Here is a 22,563-nt window from a genome sequence, read left to right as displayed (position 1 = left end):
GGAAAATAATATGCTATAATACAAAAAAAATTATTCTTTTAAATTATAGGTTAATTTTATTATAACTGGAGAATAAAAAATGGTAAAAGAATCGCATAGAGACAAGACAGAAAAAGTGAAGACTGGGGAAAATAATAAAAATCTTTCGCTCAAAGACAGATTATTTACGATCGTATTCGAGAACGATACCCATGCGGGGAGGTCTTTTGATATTGCGCTGCTCTGGCTGATCCTGCTGAGTATTCTCGTTGTCTGTTTGGAATCGCTGCCCAATTTGAATCAGGATTACCGCACAATTCTCTCTGGTACGGAATGGGTGATCACGCTTCTCTTTACAATTGAATATATCATCAGAATCTGGGTCGTAAGAAATAAACTAAGATATCTGAAAAGTTTCTTTGGCGTAACCGATTTACTGGCAATCTTGCCAACGTATCTGAGTATCTTTATCGCCGGTAGCCAGTTTGCTTTGATTTTTAGGGTCTTTCGTCTACTGAGGATCTTTCGGATCTTAAAGCTCGGCCGGTACGTCGGTGAATCATATTCGCTGATCAATGCGCTGAAGGCCAGCCGCTATAAAATTATTGTCTTTCTGCAGGGGGTCCTCGTTGTGGTTGTAATCGTTGGGACAATGATGTATTTAATTGAAGGGGAAACCAGCGGATTTGACAGTATTCCGGCCTCAATCTACTGGGCGATTGTGACCCTTACGACCGTCGGATTTGGCGACATTACACCGGTCACACCTTTGGGAAGGATTGTTGCCTCCATGCTGATGCTTCTTGGTTATGGCGTAATTGCCGTACCTACTGGCATTGTCTCAGCAGAGCTAGCAAAAAACAGAAACATAAAAGCATCTACACGAACTTGTCCGAACTGCCGCCTAGTTATTCAGGACGAAGGGGACAACTACTGCAAAAATTGCGGCCTTCAACTAGAAAAAAAAGAAAACAATAAAGTATAAATGTATAGGATACTTTATTGTTCAAGTTTTTAAACAATCTACAATTAAAAATAGAGCAAATGAAGCAAAATCTATGGAAGTTTACCGCCTTAGACGACCTTGGTCGTCCAATTCTCACAATTCCAAACTTCCGTAACGACATCCTGGTAAAAATCAGGCTCATGGCAAATGAGGAGCAGGCTGCCTTTATAGGCCTGAAGCGCGCGTTTCAGCTCCTGTTTGGCTTCGACATCGAGATGGTTGGTTGGTTCGTCGAGCAGCAGAAAATTTGTTTCTTTATTAATCAGCTTGCAGAGTCGTACTTTGGCCTGCTCACCGCCGCTTAAGACCAGGATTTTGCTTTCGATGTGCTTCGTTGTTAAACCGCATTTGGCCAGCGCTGCCCGCACTTCGTACTGCGTATAGCCGGGGAAGTCCGACCAGAATTCTTCAATGCAAGTCTTATAATTGGCATCCTTGATTTCCTGTTCAAAGTAGCCGGGGAAGAGATAGTCTCCAAGTTCAGCCTGGCCTGAAAGGGAAGGGATTTCACTGAGGATGCTCTTTAAGAGCGTGGTTTTGCCGATCCCGTTAGCGCCGGTTAATGCAACCTTCTGGCCGCGCTCCAGGGAAATATTGATCGGACGGGAGAGCGGTTCGTTATAGCCGATCACCAGATTAGAGGTTTGAAACACGAGCTTGCCGGAAGTCCTGGCTTCTTTAAAGTTGAATACCGGTTTGGGTTTGTCCTTGGCCAGTTCGATCCGGTCCATTTTATCGAGCTTTTTCTGGCGGGACATCGCCATATTTCGGGTAGAGACTCTGGCTTTGTTGCGCGCGACAAAATCCTCCAGGTCGGAAATTTCCTGCTGCTGTTTTTTATAGGCCGCTTCGAGCTGCTGCTTTTTTGTCTCGTAGACATTCAGGAAATTCTGATAGTCTCCGACATAGCGGTTCAGTTGCAGGTTGTCCATATGATAAATCAGATTGATTACGCTGTTTAAGAATTCCATGTCGTGTGAGATCAGGATAAATGCATTTTCATAGGCCAGCAGGTAGCGTTTCAGCCATTCAATGTGCTGTTCATCGAGATAGTTTGTCGGCTCATCCAAAAGCAGAATATCCGGCTTTTCCAGCAGAAGTTTGGCCAAAAGTACTTTGGTCCTCTGACCGCCGCTTAAGTCATCCACGTCCTTATCGAGACCGATATCCTGCAGACCTAAACCGCGGGCGGTCTCCTCAACCTTAGCATCGACAATATAGAAATCATTGTTGTTCAAGGTTTCCTGAATCAATCCCATCTCTTCGAGCAGCACTTCCAGTTCCTCAGGTGAAGCGTCGCCCATTTTATCACAAATCGCGAGCATCTCAGCTTCCAGTGCAAAAAGATACTGAAAAGCATCCTTAAGAACATCGCGGATCGTTGCTCCTTTGGCCAGAACCGTGTGCTGGTCGAGATAACCGACCCTGACCCGTTTAGACCATTCGATCTGGCCTTCATCAGGCTCGAGTTGGCGCGTAATGATGTTCATAAACGTAGATTTTCCCTCGCCATTCGCCCCGATCAAGCCGATATGCTCGCCCTTCAGCAGGCGGAAAGAAACATTTTGAAATATGGCTCGGTCGCCAAAGCCATGACTCAAGTTTTTAACAGTCAGAATACTCATGTTTTCTTATCTTCCTTTTTACATAAATTAGTAAAAATCTTCAACGGTTACCATGCATTTTAGAGTTGACGTATTTTAGAGTCAACAAGGTGATAGCAGGAAATATCTTTATTAGATTATCAAATCTGTCTAAGGAGAGCAAGTCAGAAATATGACAGCGCAGAAACTAATTCGTATCATGCTTTATTGATAAGAAGGGCAGCCTCCATGATGATATTTGCTTGGGACTGAGTTGATGGTAATATTAGATGAAAGATGCATTTTTGATCCGTTTGAGCGGATCAAAAATATAAAGGTGGAAGCGATGGGTATTGATTATTTTGATCAAATTTGGCGAACTAAAGATTCCAAAAGCAGTTATAAAGAAGGAAGCGCGGATTCCTGGGACAACAGGGTCGAAGAATTCACAGGCATCGAACCTGATGAGAGAATTGTAAATATTACAGAACTGCTTACCGCAAAAAGAATGCTCCGGGAAGACAGCACTGTTCTGGATATCGGCTGCGGACCCGGCCGTTTTGCAGCAGAATTTGCCCGAAGAGCGAAAAACGTAACCGGTGTGGATATTTCGCCGAAAATGGTGCGAACCGCCAGAGACTACGCGGCGGCCCGGGAGCTTCAAAATATTGATTTCATGGAGATGGACTGGCGGCAAGACGACTTGTTCGCAAAACAGTGGAAGCAAAAATTCAGCCTGGTAACTGCCATTATGTCTCCCGCTATTGGGAGCAGGGAAAGCCTTGAGAAGATGATCGCAGTCAGCAGTGAATATTGTTTTTTAAGTCATTTTGTTGAACGGCATGATTCCATTAGTGACGAACTGAAAAGACGGTTTCTTCCGCCCCATATGGAAGATGTATACGGCAACAAAGGATTGTACTGCTGTTTCAATATTCTCTGGCTCAAAAAACTTTGTCCTGAAATTACGTATATCGAGACAGCAAGGGAAAGTGTCCGCACATTGGATGAAGCGAACCGTCATTACATCAGCAGACTTGGCATGAAGACAGATTTGACTGATGAGCAAAAAGCGGACATCAGGAATTATCTTCAAAGCAAAGCAGAGAACGGGCTGATCAGAGAAACGATCATAGGGAAGATTGCCTGTATATGTTGGAAAGTTGCAGCCGTCTAGATTCCCAGAAACGAAAAAGAGTTCATTATTGAATAAGTTTCTTTTTTACCATGACCAGCGGGAAAGGCAATGTCAGCAGCGTAACGGCTAAGAGCCAGATGATATGGCCGGTGATTGCTGGAGTAACCTGTCCCAGAACCAGTGGACGCACCGTTTCAACCGTATGGTACAGCGGCGTCAGCCACGGAAGAAAACGAATGGCGGCGGGCAAGCTTTCAATCGGAAAAAAGATTCCGGCAAACAGAAACATTGGAGAAATCAACAGCGTGAAAAAATAGCCGAAAGAGTCGTAATTGGGAGCGAGACTCGTCCAAATTAAAGAGAGATTGGAAAAAATGACGGACATGAGGATCAGTGGGACAAAGATGAGCAGGGCATACAGGGAGTGGACAATGCCGAATAAAGCGACGACAATAAAGAAAACCGCACCGTAAAGAGCACCTTTGAACGTGCCGTACAGGATTTCGCCGAGGATGATGTCGTCCATGCTTACCGGCGTAACCACCATGCTGTGAAATATTTTCTCCTTGGACATCCGGGTATAGCTGTTGTAGGTCATCTCATAAGTTACAGCAAACATCGCTGAAGAAGCGATCAGCCCCGGAGCCAGAAAATCAAGGTAGGAAAGCCCGTTGATCTGCGTAATATAAACACCCAGACCAAAGCCCATGGCCCAGAGATAAAGCAGCGGCTCCAGAAAGTTAAACATGATATTAGCTTTCCATGTTTTACCGAAAACCTTCAGATTCCGTACGAATACCTTAAAGGTCAGCACGGGGTTAAGATCGAGCTTAATTATTTTCATCCTATTATCCTCCATATCATTAACGGTTTTGAGATTATTTCTCAAAACCGCCGCGGACACCATGCAGCGTTTCGCCGGTCAGTTTTAGAAAAACATCTTCGAGATTTGTAGGTCTCAGGCGCTGATAGCTGACAGGAAGGTGTTCACCGGCAATTCTTTGATTCAGGTTGTCAGCCATAGCTGGTCCGAGATCAGAATAGAGAACCAGATCATCACCAATTTGCTGATAAGATTTCAGCCACTCAGCGCTCCAGTTCAGGAGCTTATTTTGCATATCCGGACTCACTCCGAGTTCCAGCGCATATGCACCGACATGCTTATCAATAAGATCTTTCGGTACACCTTGCTCAAGGATTTTGCCCTGATTGATGATGATCAGTCGGTCACAGAGATGACTGGCTTCTTCAAGATAGTGTGTTGTCAGGAGCATGGTCGTACCGCTTTCTTTTAACTGCCGCAGACGCTGCCAGACCATATGACGGGCGTACGGATCAAGCCCGGTGGTTGGCTCATCGAGAATCAATAGCTCCGGACGGTTGATCAACGCACGGCCGATTGTCAGACGTCGTTTCATGCCGCCGGACAGCTCGTCGACGACCGCATTGGCTTTACTTCGAAGATCCATAAAGTCCAGGATTTCCAAAGCCCGTTCCCTGGCAATACTTCTCGGCAGTCGGTAATAGGAGGCGTAGACCAGCAGGTTTTCCAGAATCGTCAGTTCCGGGTCAAGGTTGTCTTCCTGAGCAACAACACCGAGACGTGCTTTAATTTCCCGGGAATGCTCCGAAATATCCTGGCTGAAAACCGTCAGGCGGCCCTCAGTTCGGGGTGACAAGCCAAAGACCATCCTGGCCAGGGATGTTTTGCCGGCGCCGTTTGGGCCAAGAAGTCCAAAACACTCTCCTTGCCGGACAGTAAAAGAGATCGTGTCAACGGCAGTGAAATCTCCGAACCGTTTCGTTAGATTTTGGGCTGAAATGATATCGGCTGGAAGAGAATAAGACATGAGAGGGTACCTCCGTGGATTGCTGTTCTTTTTCCCTAGCGTATCAAAAGGAGGGCAGAAGGGCAAGGCCGCATCTGTGAAAATATCATGTAGGAGAAGGCTGGGAAGAGAAGGCTATATACTGTCCAGTAGATTGCGGGTGGACACGTTGTGCGTCTTCTGATATAATGTAATCGCTTAGGTTGCATTATTTTGCAATAATAGGGAAACAGGTGAAATACCTGTACGGTCCCGCCGCCGTAAGGTGGAGCAGATTCAAAGTTGCCACTGTTTACAATGGGAAGGCTGAATTTGCTTTGAAACCGAGTCGGAAGACCTGCCTGAGCCGTTTTGCACTGTTTTCACGGAGGATGAAAGGTGTAGCATACGAATCGTGCAGAAGTGTTTGAGACTGTTTGCAGATTTTGTAAGTAAAACCTCTTCCAACCGCCGGTTAGAGAGGTTTTTTGATGTCCATGGAGCTTCGATAGAAATGGAGAACAAGTCATGAAAGCCGTTATTCCACGTATTATGTTTGCGGCTGCAGGCAGCAGCAGCGGCAAGACGACAATTACCTGCGCGGTATTACAAGCGCTTTTGGAGCAAGGGGTTCATCCTGCTGCGTTTAAATGCGGGCCGGACTATATTGATCCGATGTTTCACACCGAAGTCATCGGGACAAACTCACGAAATCTGGATCTATTTATGTTATCGGAAGAGGTTTGCCGGTATTTGCTGGTCAAGAATTCCGAGCAGGCCCAAGTCGCTGTTTTAGAAGGGGTAATGGGCTATTATGACGGGCTTGGCATTGGCAGTACCGTGGCAAGCTCTTACCATTTGGCGGTAGCAACGCAAACGCCGGTGATCCTGATTGTCAATTGTGCCGGTTCAGCAATCTCAATTGCAGCCTTGATTCAGGGATTTTGCCGTTTCAGACCGGACAACGGGATCAAGGGCGTTATTCTAAATAATCTTACACCTTCCCTATATCCGCAATATAAGGAAATGATCGAAAAAGAGACGGATATCCAGGTGGTCGGTTACTTTCCGAAACTCAAAGAATGTGCACTGGAAAGCAGACATCTTGGATTAATTACAGCATCAGAAGTGAAAGACCTTCAGCAAAAAATGAAATTTCTGGCCATACAGGCCAGAGAATCCATTGATTTGAACCAGCTGCTGCGTATTGCAGGCGGGGCCGCGGAAATAGACTATTATGAGGCCGCGATTGAGAAAATCTCTGCTGTCAAAGTCGCCGTAGCCAGAGATAAAGCTTTCTGTTTTTATTACCAGGACAGCCTCGAACTTTTGGAAACATTGGGAGCTGAACTGCAGTATTTTAGCCCGCTTGAGGATCAAGCCGTACCTGAATGCGACGGACTGATTCTCGGCGGCGGTTACCCGGAATTATATACCGAACAACTGGCTGGGAATACATCAATGCTGTCAAGTATCAGGCAGGTTCTTGCTAAAAATACTCCCTGCATAGCCGAGTGCGGCGGGTTTATGTATTTATTGAACCGTATTGCTGACAAGGACGGCAAACCTTATCCGATGGCAGGATATTTAGAAGGGGACGCTGTACTGACGGATAAACTGAACCGTTTCGGTTATATCACGCTGACGGCGCAAAAGGATAACCTGCTGTGCGGCAAAGGCGGCAAGATCAACGCGCATGAATTTCATTATTCGGATTCAACAGCCAATGGCGGCGGTTTTACGGCAGTCAATTCATCAGGGAGCAAAATGTGGGACTGCATCCATGCCGATGAGAACCTCGTTGCCGGCTATCCCCACCTTCATCTCTGGGGAAACCCTGAGTTTGCACGTTCGTTTATCCGGAGATGCAGCGACTTTCAGGCTGCCAGGATGGGTTCGTAAGGTGTGCGTAAACAGGAAAAATTTGAATCATTTGCTGAACGGAACGATAGCTGATATAAAACGACAACTGATATGAAGGGATATTTTTGTGAAAGGAAAGAGGCGGTAAGTAATGTTGGCTTTGGTTAGCGGAGGCGTTGCCAGTGGAAAGTCTGAAATAGCGGAAAATTTGGCTGTCAGCCTGAATACAGGAAAGATGGCCTATATCGCAACGATGACTGCCTCAGACGAAGAATGCCGCAACCGGGTTGTCAAGCACCGTCGGATGCGGGACGGCAAAGGGTTCGACACCTTCGAGTTTTCTTACGGACTTTCCGAGAAAATCCCTATTTTAAGCGGCTGCGATACCGCTTTACTCGAGTGTATGGGCAACCTGATTGCCAATGAAATGTATCTGCAGAAGCGCAGCCCGCAGGATGCCATTGATTGCATCAGTAATGATATTCGGCTGCTAGCGGCGACTGTACCGAATACCGTCATCGTAACCAGCACGATATTTGAGGATTTCAAAGCCTATGATGATTTTACGACCGGCTATATCCGTGTACTGGCTGAAATAAATTCGGCAATTGCCGCGGCTGCAGATGTCGTGATTGAATCCGTCTGCGCGATTCCGCTTATCCATAAAGGAATGAAGGAGCTTTCCGGTTATGAAAACCTTGTATGAATCGTTTGTTGCAGCCTTTTCGATGTTTTCTAAAATTCCAATGCCTCAAATTGACTGGAACGAGAAGAATATGCGTTATTCTTTTATCTTCTTTCCTGTGGTCGGGGCTGTCATTGCCTTTGTTCTCTATTTCTTGTTTCTATTATTGGAATATTTCAGGTTCAGTCCCGTCTTTTTTGCTGCTGCAGCTGTGTTTATTAACGTCATGATCACTGGCGGAGTTCACCTCGACGGTTATTGTGACACGACAGATGCCTTGAATTCCCATAAGGACCAAGAGGAAAAGCTTCGAATCCTTAAGGATCCCAATGTTGGAGCCTTCGCGCTCATCTATACGTCAGTTATCCTGCTGCTACAATTTGCGGCGTGGTATGAGACCTATCTGAAACCGGACTTTTTCTTTCTCGTTCTTGTTTCGTTTGTCCTGTCACGGTCGATGGCCGCTTTGGCAGTCGTCTGCTTTCCGTGTGTCAGAAAAACAGGACTTGCTTCAATCTTTGCAGGTTATGCCTCGAAAAAAACGGTAAGAATCATTAGTTGCTTGATTGTTTTATTATGTGTTGCAGCAATGTTGTACGTGAGTATGATTGTCGGGATCACTGCAGTTCTATTTATTATGCTGTCCTTTTACTTATTTAACCGCATGGTTCAAAAACATTTTGGGGGCATAACCGGCGATCTGGCAGGCTTTTATATTGTAGTAAGCGAAACAGGAATACTTCTGATTTCGGTAATAGCAGGAGGCGTTAGACTATGATTTTGGTGATCGGAGGCGCTAGTCAGGGAAAATTGGAATTTGTCAGGAGTACGTGGGATATCGCTTCGGCCAACATTACGGATGGCGGGACGTGCAGCTTCGAAGAGGCTTTTCAGCGTCCGGTGCTTGACCATCTGCATCTGTTGATTAGGCGCTTGCAGGAAGCCGGTCATGATGTCCGAAGGTTTGTCACTGACGGAATTGGGCAGCACCCCGATATGATTCTGATTTGTGATGAATTAAGTTCAGCCGTGGTACCGGTTTTAAAAGATGACCGGGAAATGCAGGAAGTTACCGGGAGGGTCCTTTGCACGGCCGCCCAGAAAGCGGCTAAGGTCTATCGTGTTTTCTACTCCGTTCCGGTTCTGATTAAAGGTGAAGAGCATGAATAAGTTCCTATACCTGGTCCGGCATGGCAAGACGGAAGGGAATCTGAGACGCAAGTATATCGGAATTACGGATGAGCCTTTATGTGAACAGGGGATTTCCGAAATCCGTGAGCATATTGCTGCCGGTCGCTATACGGCGGTTGAGCACGTCTTTGTCAGTCCAAGGCTCCGCTGCCTTCAGACCAGGGAGCTGATCTATCCGGATATTCCTTACAGTATAATGCCTGAACTTGCGGAGTGCAGCTTCGGTATATTCGAAAACAAATCGTATGAACAGCTGAAGGACCTTGCCGAGTACAAAAGTTGGATTGACGGCGGCGGAAAACAGCAAGTCCCGGGCGGAGAACAGCCGGAAATATTCAGGTCCCGCTGCCTGGACGGTTTTAACCGCGTTATGCAGGAAGTAGATGAAGCCGGAATCGAAAAGGCCGCGCTGGTTATTCACGGCGGTACGATCATGATGCTGCTTGAGGCATTTTCTCCCGAAGTATTTGATTTTTACCATTGGCAGATAAAGAACGGCGAAGGCTATCAGCTGACGATTGATCAGGCTTTATGGACCGAAAAGAAGAAGCTGGCGGCGATAGCGAAGATCTAGAGGATAAGAATATAAAGATCCAAAGTTGATCGCTGCTTGTTTTTGGGAATGACGAAATCGACGAAATGATAAAGAAGTTGGTATGGAATGATTACACTTTATGCTTTAATGACAGGTTATATTTTGGATTTGATTTTTGGTGATCCTTCCTGGCTGCCTCATCCGGTTCGCTGGATCGGTTCGCTGATTGCCGGAGGAGACAAATATCTGCACCGGATCAGTTGCAGGACGGACCGAGGCCAGTATTGGTGCGGGGTACTGCTGACTGTTACCATTGTTACGGTGACATTTCTCGTGCCGTTGGGCCTATTGTATTTGCTGAATAGCATTAGCCCGCTGCTGGGATTTATGGCCGAGGCTTTGATGTGTTATCAGATTCTGGCTACGAAGTCGCTGCAAGCTGAGAGCATGAAGGTCTATGATGCCCTGCAGAAGAACGATATCATGGAAGCCCGTTATCAATTATCCTGGATTGTCGGCCGGGACACGGAGAATTTGAACAGCTCCCAGGTAGCGAAAGGCGCTGTGGAAACCGTGGCCGAAAATCTTTCCGACGGCGTCATCGCGCCGATGCTTTTCATTCTAGTTGGCGGAGCCCCTTTGGGCTTTTTGTATAAAGCGGTCAATACCCTGGACTCGATGATTGGCTATAAAAATGACAAATATCTTTATTTTGGCCGGTTTGCTGCCAAACTGGATGATGTCGCCAATTATCTTCCGGCCAGAATTTCTGCCTATTTGATGCTCCTGGCTGTTTTTTTGACCCGTTATGATTTCAAAGATGCCTTCAGAATCTACCGGCGTGACCGTCATAATCATACCAGTCCGAATTCCGCCCACACTGAAGCCGTTTGTGCCGGAGCCCTTAATATTCAGCTTGCCGGAAGCAATTCTTACTTTGGCAAGCTGGTGGTCAAACCAACGATTGGTGACCCGATCCGGGAGATCGAGGCTGAAGATATCCGCCGCGCCAACAAGCTCATGGTTGCGACGTCGCTTGTCGGCTTGATTCTGGGGTCCGCTGTCAGAGCGCTTATTGTTCAGTAAGTAGCAGCTTTGTAAATTCTACGGAGCAGGAGAGTACAAGCAGTGTAGTTATTAAGACTTATTAAGGTAAGCCTGTAGTTATCAGCTCTTTGGGGATTATCTTTGAAGAAACACTCTATGGGGTAGGTCTGGGAGTCACAATACCGCTTTTCGGCTGTTGTGCCCTCCGTGGCACAAAAAGCCGCGCTCCGCCTCGTGCTCCGCTTAGCGCGGAACTGTGACTCCCAGACTGGTCTTAAGGGTGGGAGACTTTAGCGGCTCAAGAAGCACTATCAAGCTTAATAAGCAGGTTTACTTTGCCTTCCGTAACTAACTTTTTTATGACTTGCTCCTTGTATCATTACCTTCTAAGCATTGTTGCTTCTGAGCGCAACGCTCTACATCGTGCTTCACATGGCGGTAATTAGGATTTTAGACTTGTGCTTGCCAACAAAGTGAGGAATACCGGCTGAGACAGAATAAGGGGACTTAATGTATTTGCTATCCTTCCTGAATTTTCTACAAAACTTTCTACAGATTAGCGTCTCTTCGTAACCGACCTGACAAGCGGAACAAGGATGTGGAGCGCGGCTATTTGCGCCATGGATGGCGCAATAGCCGAAAAGGCGGTTACGAAGAGGCGCCAACCGCAGAAAAGAATCTATAGATTAGAACCTACATATTCACCCCAAGAATAATCCCAAACTTTAAACAAGCTTAGGCTACAAATACGACAGAGACAGGTGAGAGCAGATGTATCAATATATCCACGGGGGAGACATTTATTCGGTAAAAAAACTGACAGGCAGACAGGAAATTCTTGATTTTTCTTCCAATGTCAATCCACTCGGGCTGCCGGAGTCCGTGAAAGAAGCCGTAATCCGTTCGCTTGACGAATGTACGAATTATCCTGACCCGTTTTGCCGGGATCTTGTTGCGGCTCTGGCGAACTATGAGTGTACGGATCCTGAATATATCCTTGCCGCCAATGGGGCTGCAGAGATTATTTTCAGACTCGCGCTGGCTCTGAAACCGAAAAAGGCGCTGATCTTTGCTCCGACGTTTGCAGACTATGAAAAGGCGCTGCATACGGTGGATTGCTCGATAGAATATTATTTTTTACGGCCGGAGCACGATTTTGCAGCCCGTGAGGACCTGTTGGATCAGATGCGTCCAGGCCTGGACATCATGATTCTTTGTAACCCCAATAATCCTACCGGTCAATTGTGTTCACGTGCATTTTTACAGAAAGTGCTTGCCAAGAGCCAGGAAATCGGTGCAATCGTGATGATTGATGAATGCTTTATGGATTTTGTCGAAAATAAAGAACAATTTTCTGTGCAAAACTGTATTGAACAGTATGAAAATCTCGTCATCCTGAAAGCTTTTACCAAGATATTTGCGATGCCGGGTTTTAGACTTGGCTACGCTTTGACAGCCAACAAAACATTGCTCGAACAAATGAGGTCCGCCGGTCAGGACTGGAGTGTTTCAACGCCGGCCCAAACGGCCGGTATCGCTGCCTTAAAAGAAACTGCCTATCTGCAGCAGACGAAACAGCTGATTGAAACAGAAAGAAGATTTTTGATTGATGCGCTTTTGGGTCTTGGACTGAAGGTCATCGGCTCCAGAGCAAACTACATATTTTTCCGGACTCAGCGTACAGACCTATCCGAAAAGCTGATTGCGAAAGGGATTATGATCCGTCCATGCGCCAACTATGTCAATTTAAACGGTGAATATTTCAGGGTTGCTGTGAAAAACCATGAAGATAATTTGAAACTCAGCACCGTACTCAGGGATGTGATATGTGATGAAAGCAGTCATGGTCATTGTTGACGGACTTGCAGATGAAAAAATTGAAGAATTAGGCTGGCAAACCACATTTGAGGCTGCCTGTCATCCTGAACTTGATCAAATTGCCGCCGAGGGTTATACCGGCTGGTTTGATTCCTGCCCGCAGGGTTACCTGCCGGAGAGCATGCCGTGTATCCTGAATCTTTTAGGCGTTAAGCCTGCCTATTTTCCGCAAAGCAGGGCATCACTCGAACTGCTTGCTAACGGCTACTGCCTGGAGCAGGATGAAGTTGTTCTTCGCTGCAACCTTGCCGCCCTTGACAGTCACGGAAGATTAGCTTCCTTCAACGGCGGGAACTTAACCGGAGCGGAAATGCAAAAAGCAGCGAAAATAGCGGCTGATATCGATTCGAATATCAAGATATTGCATTTATCCGGGTATAGGAACCTGATCATTGTCAAAGCACAATACTTTAAAACACTGGATTGTAAGACTTATCCGCCGCATGAATTTTTGGGCGGTGATTCGGATGATTTATTAGCGGATATCTGCGCTTCGGCCCCCATACTCCAAGAATTTGTTTCGGAGGGGAGAAACAGGTTAAAATACCTAAGCAGCCAAGAGCAGCAAATGATGTTTTATCCGTGGGGAATATCCGGGAAAAGCCGTTTACCTGCATTCGCAGAATTGTATGGCAAAAAAGCAGCGGCAGTCTGCGGTACGGAAATTGCCAAAGGGATTGCTTTGGCCTTGAAGATGGATGTTCCTGATCTAGCAGAAGCTACCGGAGACACGGATACGGATCTGGCCCTTAAGGCTCAAACAGCCTGCCGTCTGTTGTCCGGTCATGATTTTGTGCTTGTGCATATCAATGGCACAGATGAAGCCGCTCACCGGCATGATTATCGGGAAAAAATTGAATTTATCGAAAGAATCGACCGGGAGTTTTTTGCCTTTCTGCGTCAGAACCTGACAGATGATACCGGGATTCTGATCTGTGCCGATCATGCGACCAGCCCTGTCAGCGGGAAGCATTCGGCCTTGGACGTTCCGTATATCCTCCGAAAAGCCGGGGAAACCTTTCCGCCGGGGGATTTGGAAGCGAATAAGGTCTTAAAGTATTTGATTTCAGAGTAAATAATAACATAACAAACAGGAAAGCGGGTGTCACACGATGGCCAAATCAATCATGGTTCAGGGAACAATGTCCAATGCCGGAAAAAGCTTGTTCACGGCAGGTCTGTGCCGTGTTTTTAAACAGGCAGGTTATAAGGTAGCCCCCTTCAAATCCCAAAATATGGCGTTGAACTCCTACATAACCAAAGAAGGGCTGGAGATGGGCAGAGCGCAGGTCGTCCAGGCAGAAGCTGCCGGGCAGGAGCCCAGTGTCCTGATGAATCCGATCCTTTTGAAACCGACAAATGATCAGGGCTCGCAGGTTATTGTCAACGGTGAAGTGTTGGGCAATATGAATGCAGCAGATTATTTTAAATATAAGACGAAGCTTATTCCCAACATTATGGCGTCCTACCAGACGCTTGACCAGAACAATGACGTTATTGTCATTGAAGGAGCAGGCAGTCCTGCAGAGATTAATTTGCAGGAGGATGATATCGTCAATATGGGGATGGCCAAAATGGCTAAAGCTCCGGTGCTGCTTGTCGCCGATATTGACAGGGGCGGCGTTTTTGCATCCATTTACGGTACGGTGATGCTTTTAAGTGAAGATGAAAGGAAAATGATCAAAGGCATTGTGATTAATAAATTTCGCGGAGATGTAGAAATCTTAAGGCCCGGGCTGCGGATGATTGAAGAAAAAGTCAATATTCCGGTCATCGGTGTCGTTCCATATCTGAATATCGACATTGAAGATGAAGATAGTTTATCCGAAAGAATTGCTGTGGACAAAACAGTGCAAGCAGTAGATATTGCAGTGATCCGGCTGCCAAGGATGTCCAATTTTACCGATTTTAACGTTTTTGAACTGATTCCCGGAGTTTCCCTGCGCTATGTGAAATCCATGGCCGAGCTGAAGAATCCGGATATGATCATCCTGCCAGGGACAAAAAATACGATGGCTGACTTGTTGTGGCTGCGTCAGAGCGGTCTGGAAGCAAAGATTAAAAAGCAGGCTGCTGACGGGGAAACCATTGTATTTGGGGTATGCGGAGGCTACCAAATGCTTGGCGAAACGCTGGAAGATCCTTTTGGCGTAGAAGAGGGTGGAAGTCTCGCAGGAATGGGTTTGTTGGATATGAAAACAATATTCTCCAAACAGAAGACCAGGACGCAGGTAGAAGGCAAGTTCAGTCAGCTTGACGGTGTTCTTGCCGGATTATCCGCGATCCGTTTTCACGGTTATGAAATTCATATGGGCGTGACAGAAACTGGGGATACCGAGCCTCTGACGCATATCGACATCGAGTCAGGCCTTCAGGTACAAAAGACAGAAGGCGTCCGGAAACGGAATATTATGGGCAGCTATGTTCATGGCATCTTTGATGAAGAAGGGGTCGCTGTAGCGATTGCCAAATGTCTGTTAAATAAAAAGGGGTTGGATTCAACCAGTCTTAAACGGTTAAGCTATAAACAGTATAAAGAGCAGCAGTATGACCGATTGGCGGATGAAATCCGGAAACACGTCGACATGGCTGCGATCGTAAATATTTTGGAGGCAGGTGTATAATCGATGAAAAAAGGTCTTATTCATATTTACTGCGGGGATGGCAAAGGAAAAACGACCGCTTCTCTCGGTCTGGCAGTGAGGTGTGCAGGCAGAGGGCGCAGGGTATTGATCGTCCAGTTCTTAAAAAGCCAGGATACTGGAGAACTACATACCCTGGAGAAAATTCCGGGGATAACATTTTTGCGCGGTGAAGAATCCTTCAGTTTCTATAATCAGGAAACAAATGAGCAGAAGGAGCAACGCAGGACCGTTTATAATAAGATCCTGCAGCAGGCGGTTTCAGCGTGCCGTGAGGGCCAAGCCGATTTGCTGATTCTTGATGAAGCAGTAGCCTCCTATAATTATGACCTGATTGACCGTGTGTTTCTGCTTGAATTTTTGCGGACGAAACCTGAAGGGCTTGAGGTTGTGCTGACCGGACGGGGGCCTGCGGAGGAGCTTCTTGATCTAGCCGACTATGTCTCTGAGATCAAGAAGGTTAAACATCCTTATGATAAAGGGATCAAAGCGCGTCTCGGCATTGAACGGTAATATTTTACAGCCTCGATTCCATCTTGACAAGAATCCGGTCTCCGCTTTATACTAAAATCAGAAAATATAATACATGATGGTTAAAAACATACAGTGTTACCTTTTGCTGACAGGTCAGGTTGGAATTCGTGGCACAGGTCAGAGGGATGTATGGGATGTTGCCGGACGGATTCAAAGCCACCTTCAGGGTTGGCTTTATTTATTCAGATTAGTTTCTCGCAAAATTCCTCAGTTTCCGTTGAGATTCGTGTTTAAGGTCCATCGATTTCCAGTTAACGTTTCAGGTTCACAAGTATGTTGTTCCGGTAAATGATTGTGTTGCCTTGACCTTAGGTTTTCACCAGGCTCCATTTCTAGACCCCATTATCCGGGTGATTCTTGAGAAAGGTGTAGAGGAAGTAGCATAAGTCCCGATTTATGATTCCACGTGTTTAGGTTAAAGTAGGTGACTCGAGTAAAATCGACTGTTTGTGTTCATGAGGAATTTTGCGGGTTATACACTTAAGGCCTCTTCGATCAATGCGAAGAGGCCGTTTATTTTGTGTGTCAACAAGAGCGTACGTTTAAGAAAGGACCTCACGGGCAAAAAACTGTCATTCAAGATTTCTACGTAAAAAAATTTGTGGTTATTAAAGCCATTATTGGCCTCGAGTAATATAGAATTTAGTGGGTAGAATCAATTTAAAATGCAATTTGCATCATTTATTACGATACCGCCTTTCGGCGGTATTATTCCTATGCAGATTGTTCATGAAATTGTCATATTTTTGCCATAAAATCAACACAGGAGCCGTATAGAATACATAGCAAGATAAGAATTATAGGATTAGAAATGATACGAATACATAACAGTTAGGTGAGGGTTGAATGAGCAGCAAATTAGTAACAAAGATTGTATTGGATATTGCGATGAGCATACTTTTTGTGTTTCTGTTGGATGCTTTTGGAACCGGATTAGCTTTTCATGAGATTGCAGGGCTATTTATTTTTGCTCTTTTTGGTATCCATATTCTGTTAAACTGGGCCTGGGTCAAAAATACAACGTTGAATCTATGGCAAAACAAGCTTAGAAACAGGACCGCAGTTTCCGTAAAGATGAAATATGCTTTAAACCTTGCAATCTTCATCAGTATTTTGATCATCGTGACTACGGGGGTATTGATATCGAAGGTTTTGTTTCCTTCGGATACGACGCATGGTGAATGGATCTATTTGATCCATAAATGGACATCGTACATCTGTCTGGGCTTCTTGATCACGCATCTGGCGATTCATGCCAGCTATTTTGTGAAATCAGTCGGCAGGATCATCATATGCCTAAAAGAGCGTAATGTCAGGAAAACACTGGTTCGCCTTGGTGCGGCGTGCCTGCTAATCGTCATGTTGTATACCCGGGTTCTTTCAACAGTTTCGACAAGCGATGAGAATCAATTAGGCAAAATTGCAGAGACCCAGATCACGACATCGCCAAGTACATCCCAAAACAGGACGGACTCCCCAATGGAAAGTCAATATAATGAAAACAGAACCTATTCGGGGGATTCAGTTTCTGACAATCGTGATAATGGAGGCAGTATTACCGGGGATATGACGATTGGCAATGATAAATCAGAAGACGCTGATGCTATTGGTTCGGCAAATGATGCCGCTACGGATGCAACTGTTGGTGATACTACCGGTCCGGAAGAAAAAATCAGTCTTGATGAATACTTGTCCCAGCTGCACTGTAACGGTTGCCATAAAAACTGCTCTCTTTTGTATCCGCAATGCGATAAGGCCCAACGGGAGATAAGGGTGGCAGAACAGGACTATCAGGAACTTTATGGGATATAAGCGAACAATAACGCTGAAGGGAAAAATATAGATTGAATTCAGGGATTGAATTCAACCGTTAAAAGCCAGGAGAAAATCCTGGTTTTTTTGATCCTTTGATTCAGGAAAAAACTTTTAACTGAAAAACTGCCATAGCTAAAGAAGGAAGACTAAACAAGAACGAAGCGAAACTAAGCAAAACGAAGTAAGGGGCCGTTGCAAACGAACGTAATCATTCGTGAGCAACAGCCCTATTTTCATACCCGAAATATAGCAAATGCAGGCTCAAAGAGCCCGTAAAGATTAGGCTATGCAATGTCTAACCAGCGCAAGCTCAAACCATAATAATTTAGCTGGCTTTTTATTTAACTTAGAGGCTGAATCTGAAGAAAACATGATGAGCAAACAAATACATATCCGGGATACGGCAACATAGAATAAGAACAGCGCAGTATAAATGAACTTATGTTTAATATTGACAACTGAATTTTGAGCGCGGTATACTAGAAAAAAGAATAATGAATGGGTGTTTATTTATGCAAGTGCCGAAAGAAGAAATCAAAAAAAGGATCATTGAGGCTGCGGAAGAGGAGTTTCTCGTCTCAGGCTACCGTCATTCCTCAATGCGGAATATTGCGCAGCAAGCCGGGATTACCGTAGGGAATATTTACTCCTATTTTTCCGGCAAGGATGACCTGCTCGATAATATTCTTCAGTCTACCATAGAACAGCTTCGGAAATTGGTATTCATTAACATATCCGATAAGAGCAACCTGTCGACGCAAAGCATTACTTATGTCACGGAAGCGATGACCAAGGTGTTTCTGGATAACAGAACGCAGTTTTTGATTCTGATGAAGAATGTTGCAGGTTCCAAATACGAAAATATAAAGGCGGAACTGATTGAGCTTGTCAAGCAGCGTCTGGAAAACGATTTGTTCCTAAGCAGTTCCAAGCCCGGCAGCGATATGTTGCTTGCCGATTCCCTGGCCGTGGCGCTTATTGAAGGTATCATCAATATTTTTAATAAGTATGGCGGGGATGAAGTACGTCTGGCCAATCTGCTGAACAAGTTCCTTTTATTGATTATTGGGGATATTCAAAAGAGGATTTAAAAGAATGGTAAAGGATGGTACGGGTATGCAGCTGCTTATAGAAAAGCTTGTGAAGTTTCTTATTGCCCATAAACGGGCGGTTTTATTGACCTATCTGGCTATTATCATCGTTAGCATTGCGCTTGTACCCAGTATTAAAGTCAACTATGATTTGGCGGAATATCTGCCGGGTCACTCCATGACCAAGCAGGCGATTACACTTGTGGACAAGGAATTTGGTTATCCGGGAACTGCTCAGGTCATGGTAGAAAATGTTTCTATCCAAGAGGCCGCGCTTGCCAAGGAAAAAATCAAAGAGGTTCCGGGTGTAAAAAACGTAATCTGGCTGGACGATGTCACAGATATCACAGTCCCTGAATCCTTTATTTCCCAGGATTATCTGGATAGTTACTACAAAGATGGTGCGGCCTTATTCCAGGTTGAATTTGCGCAGGGGGATTATGCCTCGGAAACAGGGGATGCCCTGAAGACGATCCGGGGTTCCTTAGGCGAAAAGGCTAGTATCACGGGGGAAGCTGAAGATTCAAGCCATATGCGGGAAGTACTGGCCTCGGAAATGTCCAAGATCATGATCATCGTTATTCCGCTCTGCGTCCTCATCCTGATGTTGGCATGTTACTCCTGGATAGAACCGCTGCTCTATTTAACCGTCATTGGTATTTCCGTGATTATCAATGCCGGAACGAATGCTTTTTTCCCTGACATATCCTTTATCACGAATTCAATTGCCGCGGTGCTGCAATTCGCCATTTCGATGGATTTTTCATTGTTTCTTTGCCACCGCTATCTAGAGGAAAGGGATGCCGGGGCAGCGTTTGTTCCTGCAATTATCAAAGCAGTAAAAAATACATTATCGTCTATTTCGGCGAGCGCACTGACGATTGTAGCAGGTTTTTTAGCCTTGCTGTTTATGCAGTACGGGATCGGGAAAGATCTTGGACTGGTACTGATTAAAGGAATCTGTCTGAGCTATATCAGTGTGATCATTTTGCTGCCGGTTCTGATTGCGATCTTCCACAAAACGATTGATAAAACCCGGCATAGACCACTCGTTCCCCCTTTTAAGAAGATAGGACTTGGTGCAATTAAAGTAAAATATCTGCTGTTTGCCCTGGCTGTGATCGTTATTATTCCGTCTTTCCTGGCACAAAAGAATACCGACTTTTTATATGGCAATACTTCCGGAAGTTCCAGTGAGGGAACCATTGCCGAGGAAAGAAAGAACATTGAAAGCCGCTTCGGCGTCTATAATCCTGTCGTTGTACTTATACCAAATGATGATATTTCCTCGGAAATTCAGCTGGCCGAGGAACTGAAGAAACAGAAATATATCCGCGATGTTCAGACCCTGGTTACGCTGGCAGATCCTGCTGTACCACGTTCTTTACTGCCGCAAAGCGTTAAGGATATGTTCCTGTCAGAACATTATACCCGGATGATCGTTCTGATGAACATTACCGGTGAAAAGCCCGAGACTTCCAAAGCCGTTGCCGAACTCGAGCAGTCGGTGCAGAAGTATTACCCTGACGAATGGTATGCCGCGGGGAATGCCACCAGTATTGCCGATATTAAGAATACGGTTGAACATGATACGCGTACAGTTAACCTTTTTTCAATTCTTTCCGTGGGTCTGATTATTCTACTGACCTTCCGTTCCATCTCTGTTCCGATTCTGCTGATCAGCGTTATTGAGTCTTCGATTTGGATCAACATGGGTATCCCCTATTTTCAGGGATCAAGCTTGGTGTTTATCGGCTATCTGGTGGTGAGTTCCATCCAGCTTGGCGCAACAATCGATTATGGGATCCTGATGTCCAACCGCTATCTCGAATTCAGGAAGACGCAAAAACCCAGAGATGCGGTGCTGTCTGCGTTGAATACTGCCGGGAACACAGTGATGATCTCAGCTCTGATTCTTGCCGTGGCGGGTTTTGCGGAAGGACTGCTCTCCCAGATTAAAGCAATCAGCGATATTGGAATTTTGCTGGGCAGAGGAGCTGCACTGTCGGGACTGATGGTTCTTGTTTTGCTGCCGGTGCTGCTGATGACGTTTGATAAAATCATCATGAAGACCACTTTCTCTGTGAAAGAAAGTGAGAGAGAGGAGACAATCTGATGAAAAAACCGATCGCATGCTTTCTGACTGTAATGCTGCTGATTCCTGTATTCTCTTTATCCGCATCTGCTTCAGATACGGAGAGCACGGCAAGCAACCGCAATATGGCCGTTGTCAAAGATGAGACCGTTTATGCGGACCTGAAAATGGATGGGAGTATTTCCGGTATTACAGTCGTCAATAGGATCGAAACGCCTGAGTCCGGCATTTACCTGGACTACGGTGTCTACGATTCGATTACCAACCTTTCCGGCAGTGAAGCTCCTGTACTCGCCGATGGCAAAATTTCCTGGCAGCTGCCGGCGCGGGACAAAGGCTTCTACTATCAGGGCAAACTGACGAAGGGGGAACTGCCGTTTACGTTTCGTATTACCTATCGGCTGAACGGCCATGAGGTTAAGCCCGAAGACATTGTCGGCAAAGAAGGAAGGATTGAAATCACGCTCAAAGTTCAGCCAAATGCTGAAGCCAAAGCGTATTACAGAGAAAACTATCTTTGTCAGATCCAGCTGCCGCTGGATCTGGATGAAAATACGATTCTTTCTTCATCAGGCACTTCCGCCATGATTTCCGGCAAGACCCTGACGTTGGCCTATATGGTGCTTCCGCAGAAAACTGCTCAATATACAGTGGTTTATGATACTGAAAAATTCCAGATGGCGTCCATGACGATGACCTGTTCCTATTTTGACAGTTCCAATTTCCTGAATCTTAACATGGATACCGGAAGTATAACGCAAATGTCACGCGGAGCCGGGCAAATTGTTTCCGGTACGGAGAAACTGAAGGCCGGTTTAATCGAATTGAATAAAGGCATGGCAAGTATTGCTTTGGGCTCTGCCCAACTTCAGCAGGGAGCCGGCATGATGCGTCAAGGGATTGAAGAATATTCAGCCGGAGCATCGAGTCTTGCGGCGCAGTTTAAGCAGATCAGCAGCGGTACGGTTCAGCTTTCCCAGCAGGGACAGGAACTTGCAGCCCAGTATACCAACCTTTCCTCCGGTGTAACTGCCATAATGGATCAATTAACGCCATTGCTGAATGCTCTGCCCGCTGAACAAAAGCAGGCTTATCTTCAGCAGATAGGAACCATGAAGGCTCAATTATCCCAATATGGTGCCGGCCTGTCCGGCTATACAGCAGGTGTAACCCAGTCCGCCAAGGGAATGACTGATTTCTCAACAGGTTTGGATCAATTTGCCCAGCAGGGGGCGGAATTAAAAACAGGTGCTGTGGCACTGGCCAACAGTACAGCTGCGATAACCGGCGGCTTCAATCAGCTAGTATCCAGTTCAGCGGTTTTGCCTGATCAGGTTCAAAAATTGATAGACGGGCAAAAGCAATTTAAAAACGGTATTGACGAAGCTTCCGGATTGCTGGAAACACTTTCATTTGCCAGCGGGAATGAGATAAAACCGGTATCTTTTGTGTCCTCGCAGATTTCCCCGCGAAGTATTCAGTTTGTTATCCGGACCCCGGATTTGAAAGCTGCAGCAGATGAAAAAGCCACAGTCACGGAGCCAGAAAGGCTATCGTTCTGGGAGCGTTTTATCAATCTATTTCGTTGATTTTTTTCGAAGAATATTGAACTTTCGTGCTAATTATGATCTAATAGTGACGGTGTTAAAAAAGCTTTTTCTAAGGCTGATGAC

The 22,563-nt window shown here is 45.7% G+C and carries 19 protein-coding genes and 1 riboswitch; of the genes, 16 read left to right on the top strand and 3 right to left on the bottom strand.

Going from position 1 to position 22,563, the window contains the following annotated elements:
* The first annotated feature begins 79 nt into the window (after positions 1-79).
* Positions 80-964 (top strand): ion transporter, encoded by an 885-nt coding sequence (locus C1I38_RS10800; protein WP_020492752.1) that lies wholly within the window; start codon positions 80-82, stop codon positions 962-964.
* A gap of 89 nt (positions 965-1,053) precedes the next feature.
* Here C1I38_RS10800 and C1I38_RS10795 read toward each other — a convergent pair whose 3' ends face one another.
* Positions 1,054-2,610, bottom strand: coding sequence for an ABC-F family ATP-binding cassette domain-containing protein (locus C1I38_RS10795; protein WP_020492751.1), 1,557 nt, complete (start codon positions 2,608-2,610; stop codon positions 1,054-1,056).
* A 235-nt stretch (positions 2,611-2,845) separates the two neighbouring features.
* Between C1I38_RS10795 and C1I38_RS10790 the strand changes: the two genes are divergently transcribed.
* Positions 2,846-3,745: a class I SAM-dependent methyltransferase gene (locus tag C1I38_RS10790; protein ID WP_243103629.1), complete on the top strand. Its 900-nt coding sequence runs from the start codon at positions 2,846-2,848 to the stop codon at positions 3,743-3,745.
* 25 nt (positions 3,746-3,770) lie between these two features.
* On the opposite strand, the gene C1I38_RS10785 is transcribed toward C1I38_RS10790, so the two are convergent.
* The gene (locus tag C1I38_RS10785) at positions 3,771-4,550 is read right to left on the bottom strand and encodes an ABC transporter permease (RefSeq protein WP_020492749.1); all 780 of its coding nucleotides are present in this window, start codon (positions 4,548-4,550) and stop codon (positions 3,771-3,773) included.
* Positions 4,551-4,584: 34 nt separating this feature from the next.
* The gene (locus tag C1I38_RS10780; RefSeq protein WP_020492748.1) at positions 4,585-5,556 is read right to left on the bottom strand and encodes an ABC transporter ATP-binding protein; all 972 of its coding nucleotides are present in this window, start codon (positions 5,554-5,556) and stop codon (positions 4,585-4,587) included.
* Positions 5,557-5,718: 162 nt separating this feature from the next.
* Positions 5,719-5,895, top strand: a riboswitch (cobalamin riboswitch).
* 147 nt (positions 5,896-6,042) lie between these two features.
* On the opposite strand from C1I38_RS10780, the gene C1I38_RS10775 reads away from it, so the two are divergent.
* The 14 genes from C1I38_RS10775 to C1I38_RS10710 all read left to right on the top strand — a co-directional run bounded on the left by C1I38_RS10775 (position 6,043) and on the right by C1I38_RS10710 (position 22,479).
* Complete coding sequence (locus C1I38_RS10775) at positions 6,043-7,416, top strand: cobyrinate a,c-diamide synthase (protein WP_020492747.1); 1,374 nt, start codon at positions 6,043-6,045, stop codon at positions 7,414-7,416.
* 112 nt (positions 7,417-7,528) lie between these two features.
* Positions 7,529-8,083 carry a bifunctional adenosylcobinamide kinase/adenosylcobinamide-phosphate guanylyltransferase gene (locus tag C1I38_RS10770; protein WP_020492746.1) on the top strand — a complete coding sequence of 185 codons (555 nt, stop codon included), beginning with the start codon at positions 7,529-7,531 and terminating at the stop codon, positions 8,081-8,083.
* Positions 8,067-8,840 carry an adenosylcobinamide-GDP ribazoletransferase gene (gene cobS, locus C1I38_RS10765; RefSeq protein WP_020492745.1) on the top strand — a complete coding sequence of 258 codons (774 nt, stop codon included), beginning with the start codon at positions 8,067-8,069 and terminating at the stop codon, positions 8,838-8,840. The genes C1I38_RS10770 and cobS overlap by 17 nt, the downstream gene beginning before the upstream one ends.
* On the top strand, positions 8,837-9,232 hold the full coding sequence (locus tag C1I38_RS10760) for a hypothetical protein (RefSeq protein WP_020492744.1): 396 nt from the start codon (positions 8,837-8,839) through the stop codon (positions 9,230-9,232). The genes cobS and C1I38_RS10760 overlap by 4 nt, the downstream gene beginning before the upstream one ends.
* A complete protein-coding gene (locus C1I38_RS10755; protein WP_020492743.1) occupies positions 9,225-9,827 on the top strand; it encodes a histidine phosphatase family protein in 603 nt (200 codons plus the stop codon). The genes C1I38_RS10760 and C1I38_RS10755 overlap by 8 nt, the downstream gene beginning before the upstream one ends.
* A gap of 87 nt (positions 9,828-9,914) precedes the next feature.
* A complete protein-coding gene (cbiB, locus tag C1I38_RS10750; RefSeq protein ID WP_020492742.1) occupies positions 9,915-10,874 on the top strand; it encodes an adenosylcobinamide-phosphate synthase CbiB in 960 nt (319 codons plus the stop codon).
* Positions 10,875-11,606: 732 nt separating this feature from the next.
* Positions 11,607-12,692 (top strand): threonine-phosphate decarboxylase CobD, encoded by a 1,086-nt coding sequence (gene cobD / locus C1I38_RS10745; protein ID WP_119774684.1) that lies wholly within the window; start codon positions 11,607-11,609, stop codon positions 12,690-12,692.
* Positions 12,667-13,788: an alkaline phosphatase family protein gene (locus C1I38_RS10740; RefSeq protein ID WP_026156570.1), complete on the top strand. Its 1,122-nt coding sequence runs from the start codon at positions 12,667-12,669 to the stop codon at positions 13,786-13,788. The genes cobD and C1I38_RS10740 overlap by 26 nt, the downstream gene beginning before the upstream one ends.
* A 37-nt stretch (positions 13,789-13,825) precedes the next feature.
* Positions 13,826-15,337: a cobyric acid synthase gene (locus tag C1I38_RS10735; RefSeq protein ID WP_020492739.1), complete on the top strand. Its 1,512-nt coding sequence runs from the start codon at positions 13,826-13,828 to the stop codon at positions 15,335-15,337.
* A gap of 3 nt (positions 15,338-15,340) precedes the next feature.
* Positions 15,341-15,868, top strand: a complete 528-nt coding sequence (locus C1I38_RS10730) for a cob(I)yrinic acid a,c-diamide adenosyltransferase (protein ID WP_020492738.1) — start codon at positions 15,341-15,343, stop codon at positions 15,866-15,868.
* An 867-nt stretch (positions 15,869-16,735) separates the two neighbouring features.
* Entirely contained in the window at positions 16,736-17,701 is a 966-nt protein-coding gene (locus tag C1I38_RS10725; RefSeq protein WP_020492737.1) for a cytochrome b/b6 domain-containing protein, read from the top strand.
* A gap of 515 nt (positions 17,702-18,216) precedes the next feature.
* Positions 18,217-18,795 (top strand): TetR/AcrR family transcriptional regulator, encoded by a 579-nt coding sequence (locus C1I38_RS10720; RefSeq protein ID WP_026156569.1) that lies wholly within the window; start codon positions 18,217-18,219, stop codon positions 18,793-18,795.
* 4 nt (positions 18,796-18,799) lie between these two features.
* Complete coding sequence (locus C1I38_RS10715; RefSeq protein ID WP_243103630.1) at positions 18,800-20,911, top strand: MMPL family transporter; 2,112 nt, start codon at positions 18,800-18,802, stop codon at positions 20,909-20,911.
* On the top strand, positions 20,911-22,479 hold the full coding sequence (locus C1I38_RS10710) for a hypothetical protein (protein ID WP_020492734.1): 1,569 nt from the start codon (positions 20,911-20,913) through the stop codon (positions 22,477-22,479). The genes C1I38_RS10715 and C1I38_RS10710 overlap by 1 nt, the downstream gene beginning before the upstream one ends.
* Positions 22,480-22,563 lie beyond the last annotated feature (84 nt).

This window comes from Dehalobacter sp. 12DCB1, from assembly GCF_004343605.1.
Classification (GTDB): domain Bacteria; phylum Bacillota; class Desulfitobacteriia; order Desulfitobacteriales; family Syntrophobotulaceae; genus Dehalobacter.
This window is presented reverse-complemented; position numbering and strand designations above follow the sequence as displayed.

Bases quoted from the DNA above. Each gene is read 5' to 3' on its own strand.
- C1I38_RS10800 (WP_020492752.1), top strand. From the start codon at position 80: ATGGTAAAAGAATCGCATAGAGACAAGACAGAAAAAGTGAAGACTGGG.
- C1I38_RS10795 (WP_020492751.1), bottom strand. From the start codon at position 2,610: ATGAGTATTCTGACTGTTAAAAACTTGAGTCATGGCTTTGGCGACCGA.
- C1I38_RS10790 (WP_243103629.1), top strand. From the start codon at position 2,846: ATGGTAATATTAGATGAAAGATGCATTTTTGATCCGTTTGAGCGGATC.
- C1I38_RS10785 (WP_020492749.1), bottom strand. From the start codon at position 4,550: ATGAAAATAATTAAGCTCGATCTTAACCCCGTGCTGACCTTTAAGGTA.
- C1I38_RS10780 (WP_020492748.1), bottom strand. From the start codon at position 5,556: ATGTCTTATTCTCTTCCAGCCGATATCATTTCAGCCCAAAATCTAACG.
- C1I38_RS10775 (WP_020492747.1), top strand. From the start codon at position 6,043: ATGAAAGCCGTTATTCCACGTATTATGTTTGCGGCTGCAGGCAGCAGC.
- C1I38_RS10770 (WP_020492746.1), top strand. From the start codon at position 7,529: ATGTTGGCTTTGGTTAGCGGAGGCGTTGCCAGTGGAAAGTCTGAAATA.
- cobS (WP_020492745.1), top strand. From the start codon at position 8,067: ATGAAAACCTTGTATGAATCGTTTGTTGCAGCCTTTTCGATGTTTTCT.
- C1I38_RS10760 (WP_020492744.1), top strand. From the start codon at position 8,837: ATGATTTTGGTGATCGGAGGCGCTAGTCAGGGAAAATTGGAATTTGTC.
- C1I38_RS10755 (WP_020492743.1), top strand. From the start codon at position 9,225: ATGAATAAGTTCCTATACCTGGTCCGGCATGGCAAGACGGAAGGGAAT.
- cbiB (WP_020492742.1), top strand. From the start codon at position 9,915: ATGATTACACTTTATGCTTTAATGACAGGTTATATTTTGGATTTGATT.
- cobD (WP_119774684.1), top strand. From the start codon at position 11,607: ATGTATCAATATATCCACGGGGGAGACATTTATTCGGTAAAAAAACTG.
- C1I38_RS10740 (WP_026156570.1), top strand. From the start codon at position 12,667: ATGAAAGCAGTCATGGTCATTGTTGACGGACTTGCAGATGAAAAAATT.
- C1I38_RS10735 (WP_020492739.1), top strand. From the start codon at position 13,826: ATGGCCAAATCAATCATGGTTCAGGGAACAATGTCCAATGCCGGAAAA.
- C1I38_RS10730 (WP_020492738.1), top strand. From the start codon at position 15,341: ATGAAAAAAGGTCTTATTCATATTTACTGCGGGGATGGCAAAGGAAAA.
- C1I38_RS10725 (WP_020492737.1), top strand. From the start codon at position 16,736: ATGAGCAGCAAATTAGTAACAAAGATTGTATTGGATATTGCGATGAGC.
- C1I38_RS10720 (WP_026156569.1), top strand. From the start codon at position 18,217: ATGCAAGTGCCGAAAGAAGAAATCAAAAAAAGGATCATTGAGGCTGCG.
- C1I38_RS10715 (WP_243103630.1), top strand. From the start codon at position 18,800: ATGGTAAAGGATGGTACGGGTATGCAGCTGCTTATAGAAAAGCTTGTG.
- C1I38_RS10710 (WP_020492734.1), top strand. From the start codon at position 20,911: ATGAAAAAACCGATCGCATGCTTTCTGACTGTAATGCTGCTGATTCCT.